The organism is Sneathiella sp., from assembly GCF_036960985.1.
In the GTDB taxonomy this organism is placed as follows: Bacteria; Pseudomonadota; Alphaproteobacteria; order Sneathiellales; family Sneathiellaceae; genus Sneathiella.
The window spans coordinates 1-22,843 of record NZ_JBALWD010000048.1; the positions used below are offsets into that span (position 1 = coordinate 1).

Genomic DNA, 22,843 nt, shown 5'->3' on the forward strand with positions numbered 1-22,843 from the left:
GACACCGTTCTTGCCGTCACGCCAGAAGACGTGAAAGAGCAAATGCCTTCCCCAGCTTCTGCTGTCCCGATCGTGCCGCCAGTGCCGCTTTCTGTTGCGCCGAAAGCTTTGCCGGTTACTCCAAACGATGAAGAAGTGCCGGCACTTCCAGCGGCGACACCAATTGGTTTGCAGTGGAAGGGTAAGAAACCGAACTTTACGCAGAATCTCGAGCAGGCAAGAGCCGTTCATACGCAGGATCTAACAGAAGCACAATTAACTTCCGTATTCAAAAGTTTCCGGCTTACAAATGAAGCCGCAGTAACGGCACCACAAGCAGCCGCAGCTTATGAAAAAGCGGCTACGGTACAAACGAGAATGAGCCCAACTGTGGCCATGGCTTCTAGACCTTCTGGCGTAGCAGAAACCTATCCGGAATCGGACATATCTCGCTAACAAGATGACATCAGAAAACAGGTGGACTATTCTAATCCCATGGATATTCAAGTGCGTTTGGTCAATGGCTCACGAGGCAAACTGATTTACGGTTCCCTCGCATTTGATTGCGCCCTGGGAAAAGCCGGGATAACGAAAGAAAAGCGCGAAGGCGACCATGCGACGCCTGCGGGACGGTTTCTTTTACGTTGGTTATTTTATCGCGCTGACAAAACACCAAATATTCAATCCTTGCTACCTCAGCAGAAGATCTCCACATTTGATGGCTGGTGCGATGCATCTGGCCACGAAAATTATAATCGATATGTCAGGCTGCCATTTGAGCATAGTCACGAAAAGCTCTGGCGAGACGACGACCTCTACGATTTGGTAGTTGTTCTGGGGCAGAATGATAGCCCCGTGGTTGCCGGTGCCGGGAGTTGTATCTTTATACATATCACACGTGGTCAATATGAACCAACGGAAGGATGTGTCGCGCTCAAAAAGGCCGACATGATCGAATTGTTAGCCGAACTTGATCCGGAATGCTGGATTGCGATTACGCCGGCCGACTAATCTGAGCGCACCCCAAAAATGGCTGTACCCACCCGTACAGATGTCGCTCCAAATTGAATTCCTGTCTCATAATCTGCACTCATTCCCATGCTTAGTTTTGCCAGACCGTGGCGCGCTGCAATTTTTGCCAGCAGCGCGAAATGCGGTGCCGGTTGTTCGGAAACCGGTGGAATACACATCAATCCAATCACATTGAGTTTAAGCTCAGTAAGGCAAGTTGTGATAAACATATCAGCATCTTCCGGGAAAACTCCAGCTTTCTGCGCTTCTTTGCCTGTATTCACTTGTATATAAACAGGCAGCCGCCGATCAAGCGCGCGCATTTCTTTTGCTAGTACTTTTGCGAGTTTCATTCGGTCGACTGTTTGAATACAGTCAAACAGGGCGATCGCTTCTTTTGCCTTGTTGGTTTGTAACGGACCAATCAGATGGATTTCTACACCGTCAAACTCTGATTTGAGCGGCGGCCACTTTCCCTCTGCTTCTTGCACGCGATTTTCACCAAATATGCGATGGCCCGCCACCAAAGCAGCGCGAACCTGTTCAACGGACTGCCTTTTGCTAACCGCAATAAGATCAATATCGCCAGCTTTCCGGGCCCATTTCAGCGCTGCTTTGGTAATTCTAGTTTGCACCTCATTCAGATTGAGAGAAATATCCTTGTTTGATGACTGATTTTCTTGGGACATATTCATTCCGGTCAGAAATTTATGGATCAGCAGATTAACACCGACAGGCGTGTGGCTCAAACGCCGAATTTTGATATAATTCCTAAACGATGCCGCGACATACCAAGATCTGTCATTTTAGCCGCCTATCGGTCGTATTTATTACAAAATGGACGTATTAGGTGTAGGAAAATTGTGGATTAGGCCTTCTTGTGGTTTTTTGGCAGATACCCATACGCTGCCATCATATCCGAATGAGCATCAACAATCCTGTCAATTTGTTCTGGATTAAGAACCGTTTTCCATTGTCCGGCCTTTCCAACCCTAAAAAACTTTTCTGTCTTATCCGACCGTTCATTAAAGCCGCTGTCTTTCTCTTGCTTTTGCAATGCCGCAAAAGAGGAAAACTTGATCGCTCGCCGTAATCGTTGCTTAGGCGGATTCAATCCAAGAAATTTTGCCACTCCGCCAAATGTCTTCTCCGGCTTGAAGAGCATATCTTCATATCGCAGGGTATGGCACATGGACTTATCCATGAGTTCCCAGCTCTTCACATGATCAGACCAAGATCCTAAATGATCCTGAACTTTTTGATCGGTCTCCGCGCTAAACGCCTCCGGGTTATTCAGCATTTCAATCCCATCATCCAAAGCCAGCCCATAGTGATCCGAAAGCGAGATCACCACATCCAACGGATTTCTAACGATATATATGGCGCCTGCTGTCAAACCTGGCGTGATCAGTGGCACATTAAGCACCCTGCCAAGATAATTATGGGTTTTGACGAAGACGGAATCAGGACGAGATCTCGCATAGGCCTCCTGAACCTTCGGAATGAGAGCAGCAGCCTCCTCAGACGTAAAGCTTTCATATGGTTTACCGGAAACATTTTCGTACCAGGCTTTATTGCCGTCCCCAATGGTGAATTTCGCCAACTCATTCAAATCTGCCGGTTGCTCGGCATTGATCAATAAATTGTGCAGAAATGTCCGAATCCATGTATTTCCGGATTTGGGGTAGGAGGCCAGCCAAATTATACCACCCATTGAGTTTGCTCCGAAAATAACAGGTTGATTCTATTTGGGAAGATAACCAAATTCCTTCATCTTGTCGTGATGGCAAGTGACAATTCGATCAACCTGACTGTCAGATAATATCTCTTTCCATTGGCCCGCTTTTCCGACACGAAAAAACCGATCGTTATCGTTGGGTCTTTCCCTAAACCCTTTTTCCAGCTCTTGCCTTTTCAGAGTGTCAAACGAGGAAAATTTGATAGCTTTGATCAAGCGCTTCTTAGAGGGCTTTAATCCCAAATATGTAGTTATCTGGCCAAATGTTTTTTTCGGAAATTTCAGCATATCTTCATAGCGCACGGTCACCATTTGCGATTTGCCTAATTGTGCCCACGACATCACATGACTGGACCATGATCCATAAATCTGATCAACAGTTTTATCTCCTTTGATCAACACTGTCCTAGGATCATTTAGCATTGTTATTGCGTTATCCATATTAGCGTCATAATGTCGCGCAAGAGAAATCACTACATCCAAAGGATTTCTGACAATATAAATAGCGCCTGCTGTATAATTGAGGGATATGAGAGGGGTATCATACAGAGACCCGATTGCACTGTGGGTTTTAACGAAAACGGATCCAGGGCGAGTTTTTGTAAAGGCTTCGTGAACTCTCGGCGTGAGCTCCGCTATTTCCTTGGGGGTAAAGCTTTCAAATGATTTTCCGCTGACACGCTCGTACCATTTCTTGCTTCCATCTGCCAAGGTCACTTTTCCAATGGCGTTTATATCGGTGGGTGTATCGGGGTCCAGCAAAAAGTTGTGCAAAAACGTCCGTGTCCAGGTATTTCCGGATTTAGGATAGGATGCCAGCCAGATAATTCCGCCCATATTATTTACCCAAGATTGAAAAATCGGCGCCTATTTGGGAAGATAACCAAACTGCTTCATCGTATCATAATGATATTTAACGATTTTATCGACCTGTTTATCGGTCAGAACGTCTTTCCATTGTCCTGATTTGCCGACTCGAAAAAATCTATCATTCTTTTTGGACTGTTCATTAAACCCTTTTTCTTCTTCCTGTTTTTGCACATTTTTAAAAGAGGAAAACTCAATGGCCCGAGCCAACCTTTCCTCCGGCGGGTTTAATCCTAAAAAACGCGCTAAACCGCCGAACGTTTCCTCAGGTTTGTCCAGCATATCTTCGTATCTCATAAGATGGAAATGTCGCTGGCTGAACGGAAGCCATGATGTAACATGGCTAGACCACGATCCCAACAATTGTTCAATTAAGTCTGCTTTGCCCGATTGCACTTTTGCACCAGACCCCGTCTTCCCTTTAGGATTATTCAGTAATCTTATTCCGCCGTCTAAGTCCAAGCCGAAATGATCGGCCAAAGAAATAACCACATCAAGAGGATTTCGAACCATATAAACCGCGCCGGCAGTATATTTCATGGTGATAAGCGGCGTTCCGTAAACATTTCCAAAAGCCGTATGTGTTTTAACAAATACAGAATCACTACGGGATCGTGCCATTAGTTCATGCACTTTCGGCGTCAACTTCGCTAATTCTCGTCCAGAAATCTCCGTAATGGGTTTCCCGGCTGCACGCTCATACGAAGACACATTTGCGTCGCCAACTGTACTGGATTTCAACAAATTAATGTCTATTGGTTTATCTGGATTTTGGAAAAGATTGAGTAAAAACGTTCGCGTCCAGGTATTTCCGGACTTAGGGTAAGATGCTAACCAGATGATGCCGCCCATGTTTATTTTTCCGTTTTAGTGATCTTACGGCAATCTAATTTATGCGCGGAAACTGCGCAATAAAAAAGGAGGGCAATTTCTTGCCCTCCTAATATTTAGCTTTCCCTCAAATTAGAAGGAGAGCGCTGTACCTACGAAGTAGATGGTAGAATCGCCATCAATAGCGGTGCCAGATCCATTCTGAACACCGTCATTTTTATAAAATTCTACACCACCGAAGGCTGTGATACCTGGTCCGAGCGTATATTGACCGCCAACAACCCAGTTTTCAAGTGTCCGGTCGCTTCCACCGGATACGTCCTGTGTCTGATCGGAATATTGTACGCCAACGGCCCATGGGCCCATGCCGTATTTAACACCAGCTGACCAAGTCTTTCTGTCAGCGTCTTTAACGCCACCAACATCCTGCTGTTGCCGATAGCCACCACCAACAGTGAAGCCAGCGAAGCCAACTTGTGCACCGAGAGTATATTCTGACTCATCTTCAGCAGCACTAGACTTTGTGTAAGACACGCCGTCAGTGTTGTTCAGAGTGACTTCACCATCCGTCGCAGTTGTTGTAAGAAATGCGCCCGTGTAAGTCTGAGTATCTCCGATTTCTACGAGGTTATAACCACCAGAAACAGCAAGATCAACACCACCGAATTTATTCACATAGTTGACTGCGAGTGAGTAACCGCGATCTTTACCGCCTTCAATCTGTGTTGGAGAGTACGCAGAATGCTGACCAGTTTCAGAAGACGCATCAGGAACATATGAAGCACCAAGCTGGAAGCCAGCAAAACGAGGTGTGAAATATGTGATCTTGTCAGAATCGGAGAACATTGTGCCACGTGTGGAGTTTGTCACGCCGATAGGATAGATGTTTGGTGAGTCAGCTGAGTACATTGGCACTGGTGACGGCGCATCATAATGCATCAGGTAATTAGCACTATCTTCAGAACCGAGCAATACACGACCAAAAGAACCTTGAACGTAAACAAATGTTTCGTCGATCTGGTCATTTGCCTGATAAGCTTCCAACTGAACGTTGACGCCGAATTTAATGCCATTATCCAAAACTGTTGAACCAGTGAAATGAATTTCACCTTCTTGTGTCACACGATCGGAAGTACGGTCCAGCAAGTTATTGCCGGCAGTAGAACCTTTATCGTTATCGTAGTCAGCAATGTAATATGTAGACTGCATGTAGCCAGTTACACCGAGTTTGATTTTATCTGCTGCGGAAGCGTTTCCGACAGCAAGTGCACTAACAGCGACAAGTGCTGTTGTACCCAAGATTGCTTTTTTCATTTTGTCTCCCCTCTGCTTAAAGAATAAGCTAGAGAACTAAGTTTAATTACAGACGCGGGATACTAAGACCCCTTAGCCAAGAGCGAGTAAAGAAGGTTAACAGCCCTTTGGTCAAGCGGTAGGCGCCCCAGATTTCCTCAAAAAAACCCGACTGTGCTCAAAAAGCCACAATTGACCGCTAGCCTTCTTACAATGGCGTCTTCACGGGGCCGGGCGGTGCGCGCCTTAATCTAGTCTGCCAGGCGCATGTTTATTTGTGCTTTCCCCTGTTGTGGCGGCCTAAAACCTAGAGTAAAGTGCCCTCCTTGATTTCAACTTAATCTTTAGGCTATGTACCAAGGTTATAAAAGTATTCAGAGGTATATTGATGGCACGACGTAACTCCTTGTATTCCGCTTTTTCAGGAATCGCACTTAGCCTTCTGCTTATGGGCTGTGACGCCAACTTGGGGACGGAGTCTGCATTTCCTGAATCTACTCGCGGAGTTGTCTATCAAGACGGTAATGCGCCAGACGAAACAATTTTTGGTAAAGGCGGAATTTTTGGCGATAGCGAGAAAGATCTCAGCGATGGCGGTGCTGGCGGCGGTGGGCTCGGTGTAAACGCTTATTTGTGGCGCGCCTCACTGGATACTCTGGCCTTTATTCCGCTTTCTTCTGCGGACCCATTTGGCGGTGTCATCATTACCGATTGGTACTCGCCGCCGGAAAGCCCGGGCGAGCGTTTTAAGGTAACCGTCTATATTCTAGATCGGCGCCTAAGGGCAGATGGTCTGCGGGTAACCGCCTTTAAGCAAAATCAAGATACGACAAACCAATGGGTTTCCGTGACCTTGACGCCGAAGGTTACGACAGATATTGAAAATGCAATACTCAGCCGGGCACGCGAACTGCGCGTCGCACGAGAGGGCGAATAATCTTCCTCTTTCCTCATATCCATAAGATCGTCCTGATAAGGACCGTACAGGTAGTCGCCTATGTCCCGCTATAATGCAAAAGAAGTAGAAGCCAAATGGCAGGCCATTTGGGCTGACAGGAAATGCTTTGAAGTCGAGCCCGACAGTTCCCGGCCAAAATATTATGTCCTGGAAATGTTTCCCTATCCTTCTGGCCGGATCCATATCGGCCATGTGCGGAATTATACGATGGGAGATGTGGTAGCTCGTTATAAAAAGGCACAAGGCTTTAATGTTTTACATCCAATGGGCTGGGACGCGTTCGGTTTACCGGCGGAAAATGCAGCGCGTGACAAGGGTGTTCATCCCGCAGAATGGACCTATGCCAACATCGCCGCTATGCGAGATGAGCTAAAAAGCATGGGACTTTCTCTTGATTGGAGCAAGGAAATAGCGAGCTGCCATCCCGGATACTATGGCCACCAGCAGAAATTATTTCTGGATTTCCTCAAGGAAGAGCTCGTTTATCGCAAAGAAAGCTGGGTTAATTGGGACCCTATTGACATGACGGTGCTTGCCAATGAGCAAGTGATCGATGGTAAGGGCTGGCGCTCTGGCGCCACAGTGGAGAAACGCAAGCTAAATCAATGGATGTTCCGCATATCTGACTATAGCGAAGATCTGCTGGACAATCTGGATAAAATGGATCGTTGGCCAGATCGGGTTCGGTTGATGCAGCAAAACTGGATCGGTAAATCAACAGGCGCTCATGTGTCCTTCGATGTTATCGATGAAGCGGATTCGCTTGAAATTTATACGACACGCCCTGATACGCTGTTCGGCGCAAGCTTTATGGCCGTATCTGCCGATCACCCCTTTACGCAAAAACTGGCGAAAAACAATGCTGACGTCGCGGCCTTTGTGGCGGAGTGCCATCAAATGGGCACCAGTGAAGAGGCAATTGAAAAAGCGGATAAAAAGGGTGTGGATACTGGATTCACTGCTGCGCATCCTTTTATAGAAGGAAAGAGGCTCCCTATTTACGTCGCCAATTTCGTTTTGATGGATTACGGAACCGGCGCGCTGTTCGGCTGCCCGGCACATGATCAACGCGACTGGGACTTTGCCAAGAAATATGGTCTGGACATTCTTCCTGTCGTCTCATCAGACGGCAACAAAGTATCAGACTTGGGTGACGCGCCTTATACAGGGCCCGGTAAAATCATTAATTCGGATTTTCTGAACGGTTTGGAAGTCGAAGCGGCAAAGACTGAAATCATCGAGCGGCTCGAAAAGCTTGGCAAAGGGTCTGCCAAAGTGAACTATCGCTTACGCGACTGGGGATTGTCACGTCAACGCTACTGGGGATGCCCAATCCCGGTAATCCATTGCGATGCTTGCGGGACCGTGCCTGAAAAAGAAGAGAACTTGCCGGTTGTCCTTCCGAACGACGTCACTTTTGACAAGCCGGGCAATCCACTGGATCATCATCCAAGCTGGAAACATACGCCTTGCCCCTCGTGCGGGAAAGACGCTGTCCGCGAAACCGATACCATGGATACTTTCGTCGATTCCTCCTGGTATTTTGCCCGGTTCTGCTCACCGCGCGCCGACATTCCCGTCGAACGGGATAAAGTGGATTACTGGCTGCCGGTTGATCAATATATTGGTGGTATTGAACATGCCATTTTGCATTTGCTCTATGCCCGGTTTTTTACGCGAGCCATGAAGATTACTGGCTGGTCTCATGTAGAAGAGCCGTTTGCCGGACTGTTTACCCAAGGCATGGTGACCCACGAAACCTACCGCAGCACTTCAGGAGAATGGTTGCTGCCTGAAGAAGTCGCACTTAATGATAGCGGTGACCTTGTCGAAATCGAGGGTGGCGGCCCAGTCACAATTGGCGGCATTGAAAAAATGTCGAAATCCAAGAAGAATGTCGTCGACCCAGGAGCCATCATCGATAAATTTGGGGCCGATGCCGCGCGTTGGTATGTGTTGTCAGACAGCCCTCCTGATCGTGACATGGAGTGGACGGATGCCGGCGCGACAGGCGCGTGGAGGTTCAAACAACGCCTGCATCGCTATATCATCGAAAACACGGAAACCGCTGGCGTACCGGGAATGCAGGAGCCAGGTGAAATACCTGAAGCCGCTTTAACGCTCCGAAAAACAGCCCACAAGACCATTATGCAGGTAACCGAGAATCTGGAAAACCTCCATTTCAATAACGCTATTGCCCGCATTTATGAGTTTATGAAAGCGCTCAACGACTATGATGTCTCCGATCAATCTGACGGCTCAAGATGGGTTTTGAGGGAAGCTCTCGAAACAATTGTCAACCTTGTCGGACCAATGATGCCTCATCTCGCGGAAGAATTATGGCAATTACTGGGACACCAAACCATTTTAGCAGACTCGCCGTGGCCGCAGGCAATTAAAGCCCTGACAATTGAAGATACGGTCACCATGGCCGTTCAGGTTAAGGGTAAGCTAAGGGGAACTATTGAAGTTGCCTTTAATGAACAAAGTGATCGGGTTGAAGAAATTGCTTTGGCGCAAAAATCAGTTCAGAATGCTATTGGAGAAAACACCATTCGAAAGATTATTGTTGTGCCGAACAGGATCGTCAATGTCGTCATTTAAGATCAGCCTATTTTGCTTGCTCTTTCTGAGTCTCTCTGCGTGCGGCTTTCAGCCTCTTTATGGTAGCGCAACTCAAAATGCTGATGTTCAGACGAAGCTTGCCGGTATCTATATTCCTCCTATTAAAGGTCGTACCGGGCAAATTTTACGCAATGAATTGCTTGATTTGACAACGCCAAAAGGAATACCGGCGCAGCCGCTATATCGGCTCACCATTGGTTTAACGGAATCTAAATCCGGCTTGGCTATTCAGGAAGATGATACCAAAACCCGCTATAACCTAACACTCAGTACTAGTTTCCGGCTGATCAATACCGCGGACGGTACGAAAACTTATGCAGGCTCAACGCAGACAATAGCTTCTTATAATGTTGTTGCCTCTGATTTTGCCAACCTGTCAGCTGAAATTAATGCAGAGAAACGGGCTGCATTGGTCGCCGCCGAGCAAATCCACCAACAGCTATCCGTCTATTTCGCCGGACGGTGATGCAGTGGAACTGTCAGCAAATCAGTTCCGGTCCTTTCTGAAATCACCAGACAAATCGACCAAGGTATTTCTATTCTATGGCCCAGATGAGGGGTTGGTGCGAGAATTCAGCAAGGCTGTTTGTCTGACAATTGTCGATAGCTTCGATGACCCCTTTTGTTATAGCGAACTCAGCGCCAATGACCTAAGCAGTGATCCGGCGAAGCTCATGGATGAACTGACCGCTATTTCCATGATGGGCGGGGACCGTGTCATTCGCTTGCGGGGCGCTACCGGAAACAGCAAAAATTTGATTGAACCTGCTTTAAGCCTTGATCTTGATACGACAGTATTTGTCATTGAGGCTGGCGATATTCGCAAAGACAGCGCCCTGGTCAAGATGGTGAAATCAGCACCCCATGGTGCCGTGACGCCATGCTTTCATGACAAAGCCCAGGATCTTAGCGCCTTAATCAAGGAGACTCTCGGTGCCGCCGGACTATCAGCGTCCCGAGATATCGAAGACTATCTAGCCCAAAACCTTGGCAGTGATCGAGCGATTTCACGACAGGAGCTGAACAAGTTGGTGCTTTTTATGGGCGATGAAAAACGCCCGTTGACCCTTGAGGATGTACAGGCAAATATCGGTGATTCTTCCACGCAAACCGTTTTTGATATCATCGATGCAACTTTGGGCGGTGATTTACCGGCGTTGGAAAGGCGTTTGAACAAGGCCTTTTCCGCCGGAGAGAGTCCCATCGCCTTTTTGCGATTAATCCAGGGACAATTGAAGCAACTACATAAAGCCGCTGCTTTGATTGACGCGGGACAGAGGTCAGGAGATGCGATGAAGAAAGCGGGTATCCCGTTTTTTAACCAGAAAAAGGCGCAAGTACAACTCAGCGGCAAAACCGGGGCACATATGGCAACCTGTCTCGATATTACTTTAAATGCCGAAATCGATTGTAAAACAACGGGCTACCCCGATGAAACCCTTTGTCGTCGAGCTTTGATGCGGATTGCCATGGCCAGCCGCCGCCGCTGACTAATCTGCCAATTTCTTCCCTGATAGTCGAGCAAGCCATAATCCTGCCGATAGCAATACCGCGAAACCAATCCATGCGACGACGCCCTGTGGGTCGACAGAGAGGCCAAAAATCATGAGGTTATCAGGAGACACCAACGGATTTTTCAGGAAGTACACCATTTCACACAGGCCGACTAAGCCCACCATTGTCACAACAAGGCCGATAAAACACAGGATGTAAGATCGTAATATTCCGGTTCCTTCATCTTGGCGAATTTTTAAAACTATGTCTGCGACGAGCCCGGTCAGACCTCTGGGCGCAAACAGCACAATGGCAATAAAAACAATGCCTGTATAAAGATTCCAAATGTCCGTAAGGCCGCTAAGGCCGGAAAATAGGAGAGTCAATAAAATTGCGCCAAGCGGTGGTCCCCAGAAATACCCAACGCCGCCAATAAACACCATCTGCAGGATCAGCCAAGATTGTTGCAAGCTGATAATTTCCACTGTCACGAACTCATAAGCCAAGGCAAAGAGCCCGCCTCCGATTCCGGCGAGAAACCCTGACAGGCAAAAGGTCAGATAGCGTAGTTTGTGCCGGCTATACCCCAGATACTCGACACGATCCGAATTCTGCCCGACCGCCGTTGCCAAGCGACCTAGCGGGCTACCGTTAAACCAGGCGGCCATAGCAATAACCACCAGCACCCAGAACCACACCACATAGAACACATCCGTATCCGATTGGAAATCAACACCGGCAAATGTCGGGATCTCGGTCCGATCGACGGAACCACCATAGTAGCGCCCAAAGACGGTGGATGAGGCTAAAATCAATTCGGCCATGGCGAAACTCAGCATGGCAAAAATCAGACCGCCGCGCTTCGTCGTAAAACTACCGAAGATAATCGCCATTACCAGCCCGGCGACACCACCAAAAAACGGTATAACGGGCGCAGATATCCAGTTTTCCCCACCAGAAACCATGTGAATGATGTGAACTGTAAAAAACCCGCCGAACCCAAAGTAAACCGCTTGTCCAAGTGAGAGTAGACCGGCTTTTCCTAACAGCAAATTATAGGAAATAGCCAGAATAATGGCGATCCCCATTTGATTTAGGGTCAGGATAGACGCCGGATTGGGAAATAGGTCGGGCAACCACAAAGCGGCGATGGCCACGGCAGCCAGACACGAAGCCTTAGTCAGCTGAGGCATTGAAATGGAAGGTCATTGGCTCTTATTGTTGTTATAAATGATCATCACGCGATCATACCGCATCCCCTCAAAGAAGACAGCTGTTTCACAGCAATTTTTTAATCATATAAGCCGTGTTACTGCCAACGCAACAGCCGTCACTGCTCCAACAGCTGGAACCCATAGAGGCACAGCAAATATATCTTGTTGCTCCGCGTCGTTTTTACGCCTCAGTTTGATACGGATAAGCGATAAATTAACCGTGAAAAAGACGACCAGAACCAGTAACGACGTCGATGTCGCCAGCTCCTCAATTGGAAACCACAGCGCGAGGATTAAGGACACCAAACCGACCACAATTGTTGCCAAAATCGGCGTCCGCGTAACAGAATTGATGGAGGAGAAAACGGCCGGCAAATGCCCACGAGCCGCCAGCCCATAAAGCACACGGGACGCCATAATAATCTGAATAAGGCCACCGTTCAGCGTTGCCAGAATAGCAATAATTCCAAAAGGAGCATATAGAAAAGCCGTCTCGCCAGAGAATAAAAAGCTTAGCGGCGCGGCCGATGTGGTCAGTTGCGCAAGCGGTACATTGATCACAACGACAGAGACAACGGCCAAGTATAATACCGTGGACAAGATCAGCGTCAGAAGAATGGCGCGGGGCAAGGTTTTTCGCGGTGTTTTCACCTCTTCTGCGACATTTGCCATATCCTCAAAACCGATAAACGCAAAAAACGCGAGAAGAGCGCCGCTGGCAATTCCGGTCCAGACAGCTCCGTCGAAAGGCGGGATCAGATCCGGTAATTTGCTTATATCCATGGATGTGCTTGTCAAGCCGACAAACAACACCAGCAACAGACCGGATATTTCGACCAGCGTAATAAATCCCGCCAACAGCACCGATTCAAAAATCCCCCAAATTGCCAGTGCTGCAATTGCCGCGACAACGCAGATCAACAGCACGGAGGAAGAAACAGGGAAAAACCGCGATGCATATTCCGCCGCACCGATGGAAACCACCGCTGTTGACACGACACCGGACATCATTACCAGGAGGCCAATTAGCAATGAAAGATGCTTGCGGGCAAATCCAGCGTCCACATAAGCCGCCTCCCCCGCACTCAAAGGATACCGCGTGCTGAGCTCCGCATAAGACAAGGCGGTAAAAACCACGACCGCCGCGGCAACGAGAAACGACACGGGCGCGTAGATCCCGGCTTTTGAGGCTGTCGCCCCTATAAGCACGTAAATACCCGCCCCGACGGTAACGCCCAGCCCGTAAAGCGTCAGCAGCGGTAAGTTTAGCGCGCGTCGAAGGGTCGGTGTCGGCATATCAATCCTTTCTATAATTAATACCGACTATATAGATGAAAGGATCCTCCTTGAAATTGATTGAACGCAATGCAGAAGCGGCACAAAAGCCTAGGCTGGAATGTCTATTATCTATTAAAGGAGGCAGAGTTTGGATATCAAAGTTACAAAAATCCTCTTGCGGGAACGCCTTGCGGACAAAAGCCGCCATCTGGAGAAGATCACCACATCACTTCGAGCGGAACACAGCAAATCCTTTTCAGAACAGGCCATGGAACGAGAATCCGATGAAGTCAAAGAACAGCTGAAAGACAGCATTACAACGGAGATAAATCAGATCCGGACAGCGCTGGATCGTATTGACTCAGGAAATTACTCTCAATGCAGCAAATGTGACGGGGCGATCAGCGCGCAACGGCTGGCCGCACTTCCTTATACGCAACTCTGTATAATTTGTGCGGCCTGACAATTAATCTTACTATCTCTTGTTTTGTGGATTGCGGTTAAGAAGGTCGAGCTGTAAAGTCCGAAAAATGACTTCGCCTTCCCGAAAACTAGCTGCCATTTTGTCCGCTGATGTGGTTGGATATTCCCGTCTGATGGGCCAGGATGAAGTACGCACTCTCTCTGCTTTGCGATCCCTTCGCAAGGAGACCTTTGAGCCGGTCATCGTCGCGCACCGCGGAACGGTCGTTAAGCGCATGGGCGATGGATGGCTGGTGGAATTTGCCTCTGTCGTTGATGCGGTTAGATGTGCCCTGAACGTGCAGAAAAAATTGGCCGATGAGGACGTTATTAAACTCCGTGTGGGCATACATATTGGCGATATTGTCCATGAGGATGAGGATATTTACGGTGATGGTGTCAATATTGCCTCCCGCCTTCAGGAGCAAGCCGCACCGGGAGGCATTGCCATATCCGCTTTCGCCCATGACAGTCTGGACGGTGTAGTCAGATCCGGCTTTCAGAGCTTGGGCGCTTCAAAGCTTAAAAATATCTCCCAGGAAATCGAGATTTTTGGCTGGGGAGAAACGGCCCCTGCCCCGGATCCGATCACCAAACCAAGTGACCGTTCATCGGTAATGGTTCTCCCTTTCTCGGTGTCTGGCGGCGCGGTGGATGGCGAGTTGATGGCGGAGGGGTTAACCGACGCTGTTATTACGGCGTTGTCTCGCTTTTCCTGGTTTCTTACGTTGCCCCGCAATACCAGTAATCGCTACCGCAACAAGTCGGTGGATATTAACGAGATACGGCGCGACCACCATGTGTCCTATGTGCTGGAAAGCAGCTTGAGAACATCCGGCGCGCGCGCCCGGATCAGCGCGGAGTTGCTGGATACCCGCACCGGTAAATCTGTCTGGAGTGACCGGTTCGATGGAAATGCGGAAGATCCGTTTGAATTGGAAGACAAAATTACGCGCTCCATTCTCTCTGAGCTTACCTCCCGTATTATCGGCGCCGAAACCCAGCGCGTAAAAACCGGCGGTGATGGCAGCGCCTGGGATTTGATGATGCAAGGTCGCGGCCTGCTTTGGCGAATTTCAGAAGACGATATAAACGCGGCACAAAGCCTTTTTCACCGAGCGATAGAGTTGGAGCCGGGAAGCGGCCTCGGTCAGGCTGATCTGGCCTGGTCATACGGATATCAAGGTTTCTGTGGCTGGGGCGGACGTTTTGAAGATGTCGGACGAAAGGCGATCATTGCCTCGGAAAAAGCTATCGCGGCAGACCCGACCGATGCCTACGCCCTCGCGGCAGGAAGCGGTGCCCGCTGTTTCACCGGAGATTCTGCCTATGGCATCACACTTGCTCGCCGAGCCATAAAGTATAATTACAATCTCGCAGCGGCCCATACTGTCCTCGCACTGGCTTTGTTTCAAACCGCCGACTATGAAGAAGCTCTTGAGCATGTAGGCGAGGCTTTTGCCCTCAGTCCAAATGACCCGCTTAAGTCCATCACCCTTGCGGTTCGCGGCATCATTTTCCTGATGACCGGGCAACACGAGGAAATGCAGGATAATGCCCAGGTGCTGATCCGCGATTTTCCCGGAATGCCGACAGGCTGGCGACATCTGGCGAGCAGTTACGCGCTGTTGGGCCAATCTGTCGCGGCTCTAAACGTCGTAGATGAGAAAATTCTCAGCCTTTTGCCCGGTCATACAGCCAGCGAGGCGGGACGCACCGTACCCTTTGGTGATAATAAGGCGGCGCGTGATCGGTTTGTTGAGGCGCTCGTACGAGCCGGTTTACCGACGTAATTCCTTTTTCTCGTTATGGAGCGGTTCCGAAGCGGCGAGCAGAGAGGGCCTTGCGTTTTGCGGCCTCAACGTCCCGGTTCCTCGGAGAGGCTTGGGTTTCGAGCGAAGCAAGGAGCCGTGACGCCACGTCTGTCACCTCCACAACCGCGCGGTCAAAAGCCGCCTGATTGGCTTTTGGCGGATGGGTAAAACCGCTCAGTTTGCGGACAAACTGCACAGCAGAGGCCTCTATTTCCGCGTCCGTTGCTGGCGGTTCATAATTAAACAGGGTTTTGATATTTCGGCACATGGCGTCCTCTTGCTGCTGAATTTCAGACCAACTGTTATAACATTTGTCGGCTTTGTCCATATCTCGAGTGCAAATAGTTCGGGAAACGCCCACCTTTACGGCGGGCGATCCCCAAATTTAAATTATTCTACTGGCGTGAAATCAAAGGCACCGTCCGCATAGAAGTAAAACTCGCACGGCACATCGGAAATACAGGCCGTTGTATGTTCTGACCCCGCTGGCACGTACCAGTAGGAACCTGGTTCAAGGCTCGGCGAATTAGCCTCCCCTTTAAAGGGGTTGGTCATCACACCCTTGATCACCACCCCATGATAGGCACCGCTATGAATATGCGCGGGTGTTTCGAAATTGGGCGGAAACTGGCCAAACGAACCATGTGATCCTTTACTACGATCGCCATAGGCTGCCGCCATCTTAATGGCAGGGTTGATATTGTGATACTCCAGGAGCTCACTGGGTAAGGCGACCGTCTCTTGAGCGTCAAAAGTACCTTCTGCCTGTGCCATAGATCCGGCAAGCAAGGAAAAGGCACCGACCGCGGACAAAATACCGATTGTTTTTATAGTTGAAGGTAAGACTCTCATAACTATCTCTCCAGTGTCATCTAATCAAATGGATAATTCCAAATGATGCTGTAGCGTATTGTGCTTTCTCCGGACGTTTAATGACTTTGAATCCAATTAACTTAACTAATCGTCCGAATTTTTAGGATGATTAGTGTATGTCGTCGACAAAAGGCCTATACTGGAAACCTGAGTGAACGGAGGCGGACATATGGATGTATTAAGCGATGTGCTGCGGTTGGTTCGGCTGAAAAGCTGCGTTTATTTTGCCCGCGACTTCTGTGCGCCGTGGGGAATGCAGCTCGGCGGCGGAGAAGTGGCGCAATTTCACGCTGTTCTCCGCGGGCAATGTGTCGTCAAGTCCATGGGCGAGACCTATTACGGGGCGCCAGGCGATGTTTTCCTCTTTCCCAAATGTGCGCCCCACATCATTTCCGACAACGATCACGGGGCGGCGGTTGCCGGATCCGATTTTATGGCGTCTTTGGAAAAAGGAACCCCGCTTTTCGCGAACGGTGACATCGCCACCCAGCTTATCTGTGGTCATTACGAATATCGAAATGATATTGAGCATCCGCTTATCCAGGAGCTTCCAGACGTCATTCATGTGCGGTTTTTGGAACAATTTGCGCCGGGCACCTTTCAGTCGGTACTACCCATCCTCGCCCAGGAGCTCACCACAGAAGCGCCGGGGGCGGAAATTGTCATTGAGAAATTTGCGGAAATCCTGTTGGTGCAGGTCATCCGGGCTCACTTTAAACAGCAAAAAACCGACACAGGCCTGATGGCCGGGATATTTGATAACAAGTTGAGCAAGGCTTTCGCCCTTATCCATGGCAATCTGGATCAACCGCTGACCCTGGAAGATCTGGCGGCTGCCGCCGGCATGTCCCGGTCGGCCTTTGCCTTACATTTCAAGACTGTTGTCGGTATGTCGCCCATTTCCTATTTGGCGTCATGGCGCCTCTCTGTTGCCCATGACCTCCTCCAAACCCGCCATCTGTCCGTGTCTGAAGCAGCTTACTCGGTCGGTTATGACTCCGATGTTGCCTTTAGCCGCGCCTTCAAACGACAATTTGAGAAAACCCCCGCCTCTGTCCGCAATTGACAGGTTCCTTCGTGGCTCATACGGTCAAATCGGTCTTCTGAAAGGAGCGTTTCATGGTTGAGACACACAAGGGCGGATGTTTTTGCGGCGCCGTCCGGTATGAAACCAAAGGCACGCCGGTACGCGTTTCCGTCTGTTCCTGTGAATGGTGCCGGAAACGGACAGGCAGCGCTCTCGGGTTATCAGTTTACTTTGACGATCAGGACATCATCTTTAATGACGGGGGCCGGACCCTTTTCCTGCTTACCTCTGACGCAGGGCGCTGGCTGCAAACAGAATTTTGTCCCAAATGCGGCACCACCGTCAGCTGGACCCTGGAATTTCAACCGGGCAAACGTGGCATTGCCGGTGGTACCTTTGATCCTCCCGTTTTCTGGTTTGTCCCGGAACGCTACGCATTCGCCCAAAATAAACCGGACTGGCTGCATATTGATGGAGATCTGGAGATTTGTGAGGGCATGCCGGACTAGCGGTGGACAGTTATCACCGTTTTTTCAACTTCTGGATGGCCGTTTCCAGGTTATTGAGGAATTGTGAGCGATCTTTTTTGCTGAAGGCTGCATTGTAACCTGAAATTTCGCCCGTTTGCCGCAAATGGGCATTGAGATCACGCATGGCCAGCGACATGCCAATGGATCTTTCATCAAATGCCTTGCCCGTCGGGCCCATAACCACAGAGCCTTTCTTCAGGCTGCGATCGGCCAGCGGGATATCAGATGTGATAACAATATCTCCCTCCCCCGCATTCTCGGCGATCCAGTCATCGGCAGCATCAAACCCCGCGTCCACAACAACTTGCTCAATCAGCAGGCTTTGAGGCAGGCGCATCCAGCTGTTGCTGACCACATAGGTGGTCAGTTTATGGCGCCCGGCAACCTTGTAAATCTCGTCCTTTACCGGACAGGCATCGGCATCAATAAAAATTCGGATCATGCAATGGTACTCTAACAGGGTCTGGAAACAGGGTAGCAACGCCTATGCTTAAGGTCAAAATCGGGATTAATCGAGTTCTTTCTTGAAAATCAGGCTTAAGCGAATAAGATGAAAACAATACTCGATAAAAACGCGGCCCTTAAGGGGTTTGTAATTGTTTCACCGTTAAAAGAAACGCGGAAAAGACGAATTATTTAATTGATTTCCCGTGAAAGGATGCGCCATGAGGCTCCGTAGCAAAAACCTGTTTCTCGTACTGATCGGCCTTGCAACTGCCGGCTCTTTATTTATGAGCTCGGAAAGCCGGGCCGAAACTCCATCAGCACTGACTGAGGTCTCCGGCGACTATGCAACTGTAACCGACGGTTGGTATCTGGAGCAGAAATGCAAAAGCTTGTCTGCAAAGGAACATCAGGAGCTGGAATGGCAGGTTTGGCGGATTAATGAATGGATTGGCCGCTTTAACGGCGTCCCGTTTGTTGTGGCCGCGCAGAATCATGCCAATACCGCTGCGGCGGCGGCTGACTGCAACGCCGATGCCTCTAAAATCGCAACGGATACCCTGAAGCTGGCCCGCTCTCTCGGCGGTGAAATGACCGGCGGTGAATATAAACACCCTTCTTCTCTCACCCGCTACAACATGCGACGCTTTACGCGCGCTGCGCTTGGCATCGATGTGATCATGGATGTGTGCAAGCATTTCGACATGAGCGATGCTCGCTGGAAAGAAGTAAAATCGTCTTTTGATGCGGCTGCGGCCAAACTTAAGGCGCAGAACCCGGAGCTGATGAAAGAAGCCATGGGCTTGATCGATATCCAGCGTGAAAAATTCACGGAAAGTGAATGTAACGCCCGGGCCCGACAGATGGTCAATGGATCCCTATTTGCGTTGCGGGGTCTTGAAAAGTCACTGAATAACTAGCCTCTTACGTAACCGGGAAAGCCCGCATGTTTTATGATCGTTTCACCCGACTGCTGCATGTCTTTCTGGCGGCGGGAATAGTCGCCCAATTGCTGGTCAGCGAATGGATGCATCACCCGCGGCCTGAGAAGCCCGGAAATTTTCTGTATGACGTCCATCAATATCTCGGGCTGACCCTGCTTGGCCTGTTGATCCTGCATTGGCTCTGGTCTTTTGTTCGCAGCGGCGTCGTACCGTTGGCGCAGGTATTTCCCTGGTTCTCACGCGATCGCCGCTTGGCGCTTTGGGCTGACATCCGGCATTATGCCCGCCATATGCTCAAATTGAAACTACCCGATGCGTCAGTGCCGAGCCCGCTCGCCGGGGCCATTCAGGGAGTTGGACTGGTGGTGGCCAGCATCATGGCCCTGACCGGTACTTTGATTTACTTCAATGTCGGCGACAATTGGTCATTTGCCCCCTGGCTGGACTTTGTGAAAGAAATCCACGAGTTTCTGGGCCCCGTCATGTGGGGGTATCTGGCCGTCCATGCCGGCGCTGCCGTCGTCCATCAATTGTTTGGTCATCGCCTGATAACCGACATGTTCAACCTGCGCCGCAAGAACAACACCGACTAATCGTTTCGTTAGTCAGCTCCATGTATTCTGGCGGCAGCGGCTCTGCCCGACAATCTATAGGGTTCATATTTATGGGTGTTTTTCCAGAATTTACAACTGATCGCATGCTTCTGCGAGATGTCAGTCTTGCCGACGCGCCCTCATGGACGGAACATTTCGCCGACTATGATGTGATCCGGCATCTACATGCTCATGTGCCCTGGCCGTATCCGGAAAATGGTGTGCGTGACCATATTTCCACCAAGGTTCTTCCGCAGCAGGGTCAGGACTGCTGGAATTGGGCCTTGTGTTTAAAGGAAGATCCACAAACGGTGATCGGGGGTATTTCCCTGTGGCGCGCACCGCGCCCGGATAATCGCGGTTTTTGGTTGGGGAAAAAATTCTGGGGTCGCGGATTGATGACGGAAGCTTTAACCCCTGTTATGGATCATGCGTTCACCAAACTGGCGTTCGAAAGTGTGATCCTGTCTAATGCCGTCAGCAACCAACGCTCTCGCCGCCTCAAAGAAAAAGCCGGCGCTCAGCTGATCGGTATTGAGCCCGCGGAATTTGTCGACCCCTTGTCAAAAGAGCGAGAGCTTTGGAGGCTAACCAAAGACGCTTGGTTCAGCAACAAATAGAATTTCTGCCTTGGTTGGAACGCCCGCCCCGCTTAGTACAATGTCTCTTCGTAGGACGTTTTGAGGACCTGCTCCATTTCCTCGACCTTGAGGCCGCCAATCTGATCGGCATAGATCTCGGCGGCGGTGGGCAGGGATTTCAAATCGATACGCGCCGCTGGCTCCCATAAATGCGAGCGAATAAGCGCCTTGCCGCAATGCAAATAGGCTTCGGTCACGTCAATTTTGAGAGTGGTCAGCGGCGTCTTGCCCTGAACAACGGCACGGGCCAACAGCGCCGGATCGGTGGAGACGGTCGCATTGCCATTGATGCGCAGGGTTTCCCGCAGACCCGGGATCATAAACAGCAAGCCCACCGCCGGATTGCCAACGATATTGCGCAAGGTATCAAGCCGGTTATTCCCCGGCCGGTCCGGCAGCAACACCGTGGTGTCATCGAGAACATCAACAAATCCCGGCGCATCACCGCGCGGCGACGTATCGGTGCCGCCATCAAAGCCGTGGGTGCCGATCACCAGAAACGGGCAGTTGCGAATAAAATCCCGGCAATGGGAATCGAGCGTGCTCAGGACCTTTCGCTGCACCTTCTCATTTGGCAAATTGTAGATTTCATATAAGGCGTCAACCGTCGTCACTGCATGATCCGTCATATTTTTTCTCCGGCTCCTTCTACCTCAGCATCCGTGAGGGGGGCTTTTTCGTCGATTAGCCGGTCCAGATCCGCGCGGGCATTCGCGTTAACCGGCTCGCCATTGGTGGCGAAATGGTAACATCTCACCTCGGGCGAGGCAATCTGGCATTGCTTGCGGGCGGAGGCAATACTTTGTGCATGCCCCGTCGTGTACGACCCGTCAACGTATCCGACACCGATGGACTTGCCGTCGCCGCTGATAAAGAAGGCCGTAAAATCGAAATCCTTTTGATATTTCAATTTTGCCTTGAAAGACTTTAGCTGCGCCGCGGAAATACGATAGGTACCCGCATCATACTCATATGTTTGGGTATCAAAAATAACCGGAATAGGTTCAAGCAGCCGCGCCAGCAGCGCATTGTCCAGTCCGGCCCAGACGATACGGCCATCAATATCAAAAATTTCACAGAGCCCGGTGGTGCTACTTTTCTCGCAAAGTTCTACTGCCTGCTCAATGGCGTAGCCGACGCCATCTTGGAGATGCTGACCAGCCCAGCCCGAGCTGCGGGTAGATTTGTTATAGGCAAATGCCATTGTAAGATCATCACGCTCTTCCATGACCCGGCGATAATTCTTATACTCGAGTATGGTGCTCTCGGCCATATTCGAAACCGGGCCACTACCGATATTTTCTGTTGTTTGGCAAGCAGTTAGAAGAAAGGCAACGCAGAGGGACACGGCAAGGATACGCATAATCAATTCACCATATTCGAGAATATATTATTTCTTAAACACTATAGGATGGTGGGAAACCGATGGCGAGAATTATCTGCGGGCGCCCTGCTCCTGCTGCCTCAGCGTCCGTAATTGAGGGGGCGTTCTTGTCAATTTTCCCGTTCCAGGGCGCGGCGCGCATCCTCATTAACCGGCTCGCCATTCGTGGCGAAAAGAAAGCATTTCCTCTCAGGCGAGGCAATCTGACAGTCTCGACGTGCATTACGGATGGTGAATGAATGGTTGGATTGAGAGTTGCCTTTTGTATATCCGTCACCATAGTTGACACCGTCTCCACTCACAAAAAATGCAGAAAAGTTCGACTGTTCACGGGATTTTTCGCGCGACCTAAACTTCTTCAATTGACGGTCCGTGATACGATATTTCATCCCGTCATATTCATGAGTCCGGGTGTCAACGATTTCCGGTAGTTCTTCCTGCAAACTGGCAAGGACTCGCGGATCCATCCCTTTCCAAACGATACGACCATTAATATCAAGTATTTCACAGCGTCCGGCGCCGCGCCCTCTATCACAGGTTTCCAACGCCACTTTAATGGCTTCACCAACCCCATCTGCTTGGTGTTGACCGGCCCACCCTGAGCGGCGGCTAGATTTACTATAGGCAAAGGCCGAATTGTAATCTTCATTCTCTTCCATGATCTGAAGATAATGCTTGTAACTTTCTATAGTGCTCTCCGACATGTCTGAAATCGGGCCACTGCCGATATTTTCTGTTGTCTGACAGGCGGTTACGGTAAGCAAGGCGGCAATAACTAAAGCAAATATACGCATGTTCCATCCATCGGTATTCGAGAATATAATATTTCTTAAACACTATAGA

General features: G+C 49.8%; 25 protein-coding genes and 1 pseudogene. 13 read left to right on the forward strand and 13 right to left on the reverse strand.

Annotated elements, in window-relative coordinates; genetic code table 11:
* Together V7723_RS18495 and V7723_RS18500 are read left to right on the forward strand one after the other, a co-directional pair.
* Positions 1-435, forward strand: a pseudogene (locus V7723_RS18495) (hypothetical protein); the annotation flags it as partial.
* Positions 436-474: 39 nt separating this feature from the next.
* Complete coding sequence (locus V7723_RS18500; RefSeq protein ID WP_335685978.1) at positions 475-990, forward strand: L,D-transpeptidase family protein; 516 nt, start codon at positions 475-477, stop codon at positions 988-990.
* On the opposite strand, the gene V7723_RS18505 is transcribed toward V7723_RS18500, so the two are convergent.
* The 5 genes from V7723_RS18505 to V7723_RS18525 all read right to left on the reverse strand — a co-directional run bounded on the left by V7723_RS18505 (position 987) and on the right by V7723_RS18525 (position 5,740).
* Positions 987-1,679 (reverse strand): YggS family pyridoxal phosphate-dependent enzyme, encoded by a 693-nt coding sequence (locus tag V7723_RS18505; RefSeq protein ID WP_335685979.1) that lies wholly within the window; start codon positions 1,677-1,679, stop codon positions 987-989. The two genes, V7723_RS18500 and V7723_RS18505, sit on opposite strands and share 4 nt — an antisense overlap.
* A 179-nt stretch (positions 1,680-1,858) precedes the next feature.
* Positions 1,859-2,704 (reverse strand): sulfotransferase domain-containing protein, encoded by an 846-nt coding sequence (locus tag V7723_RS18510; RefSeq protein ID WP_335685980.1) that lies wholly within the window; start codon positions 2,702-2,704, stop codon positions 1,859-1,861.
* Between the two features lie 30 nt (positions 2,705-2,734).
* Complete coding sequence (locus tag V7723_RS18515) at positions 2,735-3,565, reverse strand: sulfotransferase domain-containing protein (RefSeq protein WP_335685981.1); 831 nt, start codon at positions 3,563-3,565, stop codon at positions 2,735-2,737.
* Between the two features lie 30 nt (positions 3,566-3,595).
* Complete coding sequence (locus V7723_RS18520) at positions 3,596-4,447, reverse strand: sulfotransferase domain-containing protein (protein ID WP_335685982.1); 852 nt, start codon at positions 4,445-4,447, stop codon at positions 3,596-3,598.
* Positions 4,448-4,558: 111 nt separating this feature from the next.
* Positions 4,559-5,740, reverse strand: a complete 1,182-nt coding sequence (locus V7723_RS18525) for a porin (protein ID WP_335685983.1) — start codon at positions 5,738-5,740, stop codon at positions 4,559-4,561.
* Positions 5,741-6,107: 367 nt separating this feature from the next.
* Between V7723_RS18525 and V7723_RS18530 the strand changes: the two genes are divergently transcribed.
* From V7723_RS18530 to holA, 4 genes are read left to right on the forward strand one after another with little or no spacing between them, the layout of a single operon-like run.
* A complete protein-coding gene (locus V7723_RS18530; protein ID WP_335685984.1) occupies positions 6,108-6,656 on the forward strand; it encodes a DUF3576 domain-containing protein in 549 nt (182 codons plus the stop codon).
* A gap of 60 nt (positions 6,657-6,716) precedes the next feature.
* Positions 6,717-9,281, forward strand: a complete 2,565-nt coding sequence (gene leuS, locus V7723_RS18535; protein ID WP_335685985.1) for a leucine--tRNA ligase — start codon at positions 6,717-6,719, stop codon at positions 9,279-9,281.
* Positions 9,268-9,768, forward strand: a complete 501-nt coding sequence (gene lptE / locus V7723_RS18540; RefSeq protein ID WP_335685986.1) for an LPS assembly lipoprotein LptE — start codon at positions 9,268-9,270, stop codon at positions 9,766-9,768. The genes leuS and lptE overlap by 14 nt, the downstream gene beginning before the upstream one ends.
* Positions 9,769-9,772: 4 nt before the next feature.
* Positions 9,773-10,792 (forward strand): DNA polymerase III subunit delta, encoded by a 1,020-nt coding sequence (gene holA, locus V7723_RS18545; protein WP_335685987.1) that lies wholly within the window; start codon positions 9,773-9,775, stop codon positions 10,790-10,792.
* Here holA and V7723_RS18550 read toward each other — a convergent pair whose 3' ends face one another.
* Positions 10,793-11,989: a branched-chain amino acid ABC transporter permease gene (locus V7723_RS18550; protein ID WP_335685988.1), complete on the reverse strand. Its 1,197-nt coding sequence runs from the start codon at positions 11,987-11,989 to the stop codon at positions 10,793-10,795.
* Between the two features lie 102 nt (positions 11,990-12,091).
* Positions 12,092-13,306 carry an APC family permease gene (locus V7723_RS18555; RefSeq protein WP_335685989.1) on the reverse strand — a complete coding sequence of 405 codons (1,215 nt, stop codon included), beginning with the start codon at positions 13,304-13,306 and terminating at the stop codon, positions 12,092-12,094.
* 130 nt (positions 13,307-13,436) lie between these two features.
* Here V7723_RS18555 and V7723_RS18560 point away from each other — a divergent pair, with 130 nt between their 5' ends.
* Complete coding sequence (locus tag V7723_RS18560; RefSeq protein ID WP_335685990.1) at positions 13,437-13,751, forward strand: TraR/DksA family transcriptional regulator; 315 nt, start codon at positions 13,437-13,439, stop codon at positions 13,749-13,751.
* A 67-nt stretch (positions 13,752-13,818) separates the two neighbouring features.
* Positions 13,819-15,543: an adenylate/guanylate cyclase domain-containing protein gene (locus V7723_RS18565; RefSeq protein ID WP_335685991.1), complete on the forward strand. Its 1,725-nt coding sequence runs from the start codon at positions 13,819-13,821 to the stop codon at positions 15,541-15,543.
* A 13-nt stretch (positions 15,544-15,556) separates the two neighbouring features.
* Here V7723_RS18565 and V7723_RS18570 read toward each other — a convergent pair whose 3' ends face one another.
* Both V7723_RS18570 and V7723_RS18575 read right to left on the reverse strand, forming a co-directional pair.
* Positions 15,557-15,832 (reverse strand): DUF2277 domain-containing protein, encoded by a 276-nt coding sequence (locus tag V7723_RS18570; protein ID WP_443024261.1) that lies wholly within the window; start codon positions 15,830-15,832, stop codon positions 15,557-15,559.
* Between the two features lie 122 nt (positions 15,833-15,954).
* On the reverse strand, positions 15,955-16,416 hold the full coding sequence (locus tag V7723_RS18575; protein ID WP_335685993.1) for a DUF4437 domain-containing protein: 462 nt from the start codon (positions 16,414-16,416) through the stop codon (positions 15,955-15,957).
* A 190-nt stretch (positions 16,417-16,606) separates the two neighbouring features.
* Between V7723_RS18575 and V7723_RS18580 the strand changes: the two genes are divergently transcribed.
* Together V7723_RS18580 and V7723_RS18585 are read left to right on the forward strand one after the other, a co-directional pair.
* Positions 16,607-17,503: an AraC family transcriptional regulator gene (locus tag V7723_RS18580; RefSeq protein WP_335685994.1), complete on the forward strand. Its 897-nt coding sequence runs from the start codon at positions 16,607-16,609 to the stop codon at positions 17,501-17,503.
* A gap of 53 nt (positions 17,504-17,556) precedes the next feature.
* The gene (locus V7723_RS18585; RefSeq protein ID WP_335685995.1) at positions 17,557-17,973 is read left to right on the forward strand and encodes a GFA family protein; all 417 of its coding nucleotides are present in this window, start codon (positions 17,557-17,559) and stop codon (positions 17,971-17,973) included.
* 13 nt (positions 17,974-17,986) lie between these two features.
* Here the strand turns inward: V7723_RS18585 and V7723_RS18590 are convergent, their stop codons facing one another.
* On the reverse strand, positions 17,987-18,436 hold the full coding sequence (locus V7723_RS18590) for a YaiI/YqxD family protein (protein WP_335685996.1): 450 nt from the start codon (positions 18,434-18,436) through the stop codon (positions 17,987-17,989).
* Between the two features lie 223 nt (positions 18,437-18,659).
* On the opposite strand from V7723_RS18590, the gene V7723_RS18595 reads away from it, so the two are divergent.
* The 3 genes from V7723_RS18595 (at position 18,660) to V7723_RS18605 (ending at position 20,595) form a co-directional block, all read left to right on the forward strand.
* Positions 18,660-19,358 (forward strand): hypothetical protein, encoded by a 699-nt coding sequence (locus V7723_RS18595; protein ID WP_335685997.1) that lies wholly within the window; start codon positions 18,660-18,662, stop codon positions 19,356-19,358.
* Between the two features lie 26 nt (positions 19,359-19,384).
* Complete coding sequence (locus V7723_RS18600; protein WP_335685998.1) at positions 19,385-19,975, forward strand: cytochrome b/b6 domain-containing protein; 591 nt, start codon at positions 19,385-19,387, stop codon at positions 19,973-19,975.
* 71 nt (positions 19,976-20,046) lie between these two features.
* The gene (locus tag V7723_RS18605) at positions 20,047-20,595 is read left to right on the forward strand and encodes a GNAT family N-acetyltransferase (RefSeq protein WP_335685999.1); all 549 of its coding nucleotides are present in this window, start codon (positions 20,047-20,049) and stop codon (positions 20,593-20,595) included.
* 32 nt (positions 20,596-20,627) lie between these two features.
* On the opposite strand, the gene V7723_RS18610 is transcribed toward V7723_RS18605, so the two are convergent.
* The 3 genes from V7723_RS18610 to V7723_RS18620 all read right to left on the reverse strand — a co-directional run bounded on the left by V7723_RS18610 (position 20,628) and on the right by V7723_RS18620 (position 22,794).
* Positions 20,628-21,245 (reverse strand): pyridoxamine 5'-phosphate oxidase family protein, encoded by a 618-nt coding sequence (locus V7723_RS18610; protein ID WP_335686000.1) that lies wholly within the window; start codon positions 21,243-21,245, stop codon positions 20,628-20,630.
* On the reverse strand, positions 21,242-21,979 hold the full coding sequence (locus V7723_RS18615) for a hypothetical protein (RefSeq protein WP_335686001.1): 738 nt from the start codon (positions 21,977-21,979) through the stop codon (positions 21,242-21,244). The genes V7723_RS18610 and V7723_RS18615 overlap by 4 nt, the downstream gene beginning before the upstream one ends.
* Positions 21,980-22,110: 131 nt before the next feature.
* Entirely contained in the window at positions 22,111-22,794 is a 684-nt protein-coding gene (locus tag V7723_RS18620; protein WP_335686002.1) for a hypothetical protein, read from the reverse strand.
* Positions 22,795-22,843: the final 49 nt, after the last annotated feature.

What these genes read in the sequence shown, in the direction of transcription:
- V7723_RS18500 (WP_335685978.1), top strand. Translation starts at nt 475, where the DNA reads ATGGATATTCAAGTGCGTTTGGTCAATGGCTCACGAGGCAAACTGATT.
- V7723_RS18505 (WP_335685979.1), bottom strand. Translation starts at nt 1,679, where the DNA reads ATGTCCCAAGAAAATCAGTCATCAAACAAGGATATTTCTCTCAATCTG.
- V7723_RS18510 (WP_335685980.1), bottom strand. Translation starts at nt 2,704, where the DNA reads ATGGGTGGTATAATTTGGCTGGCCTCCTACCCCAAATCCGGAAATACA.
- V7723_RS18515 (WP_335685981.1), bottom strand. Translation starts at nt 3,565, where the DNA reads ATGGGCGGAATTATCTGGCTGGCATCCTATCCTAAATCCGGAAATACC.
- V7723_RS18520 (WP_335685982.1), bottom strand. Translation starts at nt 4,447, where the DNA reads ATGGGCGGCATCATCTGGTTAGCATCTTACCCTAAGTCCGGAAATACC.
- V7723_RS18525 (WP_335685983.1), bottom strand. Translation starts at nt 5,740, where the DNA reads ATGAAAAAAGCAATCTTGGGTACAACAGCACTTGTCGCTGTTAGTGCA.
- V7723_RS18530 (WP_335685984.1), top strand. Translation starts at nt 6,108, where the DNA reads ATGGCACGACGTAACTCCTTGTATTCCGCTTTTTCAGGAATCGCACTT.
- leuS (WP_335685985.1), top strand. Translation starts at nt 6,717, where the DNA reads ATGTCCCGCTATAATGCAAAAGAAGTAGAAGCCAAATGGCAGGCCATT.
- lptE (WP_335685986.1), top strand. Translation starts at nt 9,268, where the DNA reads ATGTCGTCATTTAAGATCAGCCTATTTTGCTTGCTCTTTCTGAGTCTC.
- V7723_RS18550 (WP_335685988.1), bottom strand. Translation starts at nt 11,989, where the DNA reads ATGCCTCAGCTGACTAAGGCTTCGTGTCTGGCTGCCGTGGCCATCGCC.
- V7723_RS18555 (WP_335685989.1), bottom strand. Translation starts at nt 13,306, where the DNA reads ATGCCGACACCGACCCTTCGACGCGCGCTAAACTTACCGCTGCTGACG.
- V7723_RS18565 (WP_335685991.1), top strand. Translation starts at nt 13,819, where the DNA reads ATGACTTCGCCTTCCCGAAAACTAGCTGCCATTTTGTCCGCTGATGTG.
- V7723_RS18570 (WP_443024261.1), bottom strand. Translation starts at nt 15,832, where the DNA reads ATGTGCCGAAATATCAAAACCCTGTTTAATTATGAACCGCCAGCAACG.
- V7723_RS18575 (WP_335685993.1), bottom strand. Translation starts at nt 16,416, where the DNA reads ATGAGAGTCTTACCTTCAACTATAAAAACAATCGGTATTTTGTCCGCG.
- V7723_RS18580 (WP_335685994.1), top strand. Translation starts at nt 16,607, where the DNA reads ATGGATGTATTAAGCGATGTGCTGCGGTTGGTTCGGCTGAAAAGCTGC.
- V7723_RS18585 (WP_335685995.1), top strand. Translation starts at nt 17,557, where the DNA reads ATGGTTGAGACACACAAGGGCGGATGTTTTTGCGGCGCCGTCCGGTAT.
- V7723_RS18590 (WP_335685996.1), bottom strand. Translation starts at nt 18,436, where the DNA reads ATGATCCGAATTTTTATTGATGCCGATGCCTGTCCGGTAAAGGACGAG.
- V7723_RS18595 (WP_335685997.1), top strand. Translation starts at nt 18,660, where the DNA reads ATGAGGCTCCGTAGCAAAAACCTGTTTCTCGTACTGATCGGCCTTGCA.
- V7723_RS18600 (WP_335685998.1), top strand. Translation starts at nt 19,385, where the DNA reads ATGTTTTATGATCGTTTCACCCGACTGCTGCATGTCTTTCTGGCGGCG.
- V7723_RS18605 (WP_335685999.1), top strand. Translation starts at nt 20,047, where the DNA reads ATGGGTGTTTTTCCAGAATTTACAACTGATCGCATGCTTCTGCGAGAT.
- V7723_RS18610 (WP_335686000.1), bottom strand. Translation starts at nt 21,245, where the DNA reads ATGACGGATCATGCAGTGACGACGGTTGACGCCTTATATGAAATCTAC.
- V7723_RS18615 (WP_335686001.1), bottom strand. Translation starts at nt 21,979, where the DNA reads ATGCGTATCCTTGCCGTGTCCCTCTGCGTTGCCTTTCTTCTAACTGCT.
- V7723_RS18620 (WP_335686002.1), bottom strand. Translation starts at nt 22,794, where the DNA reads ATGCGTATATTTGCTTTAGTTATTGCCGCCTTGCTTACCGTAACCGCC.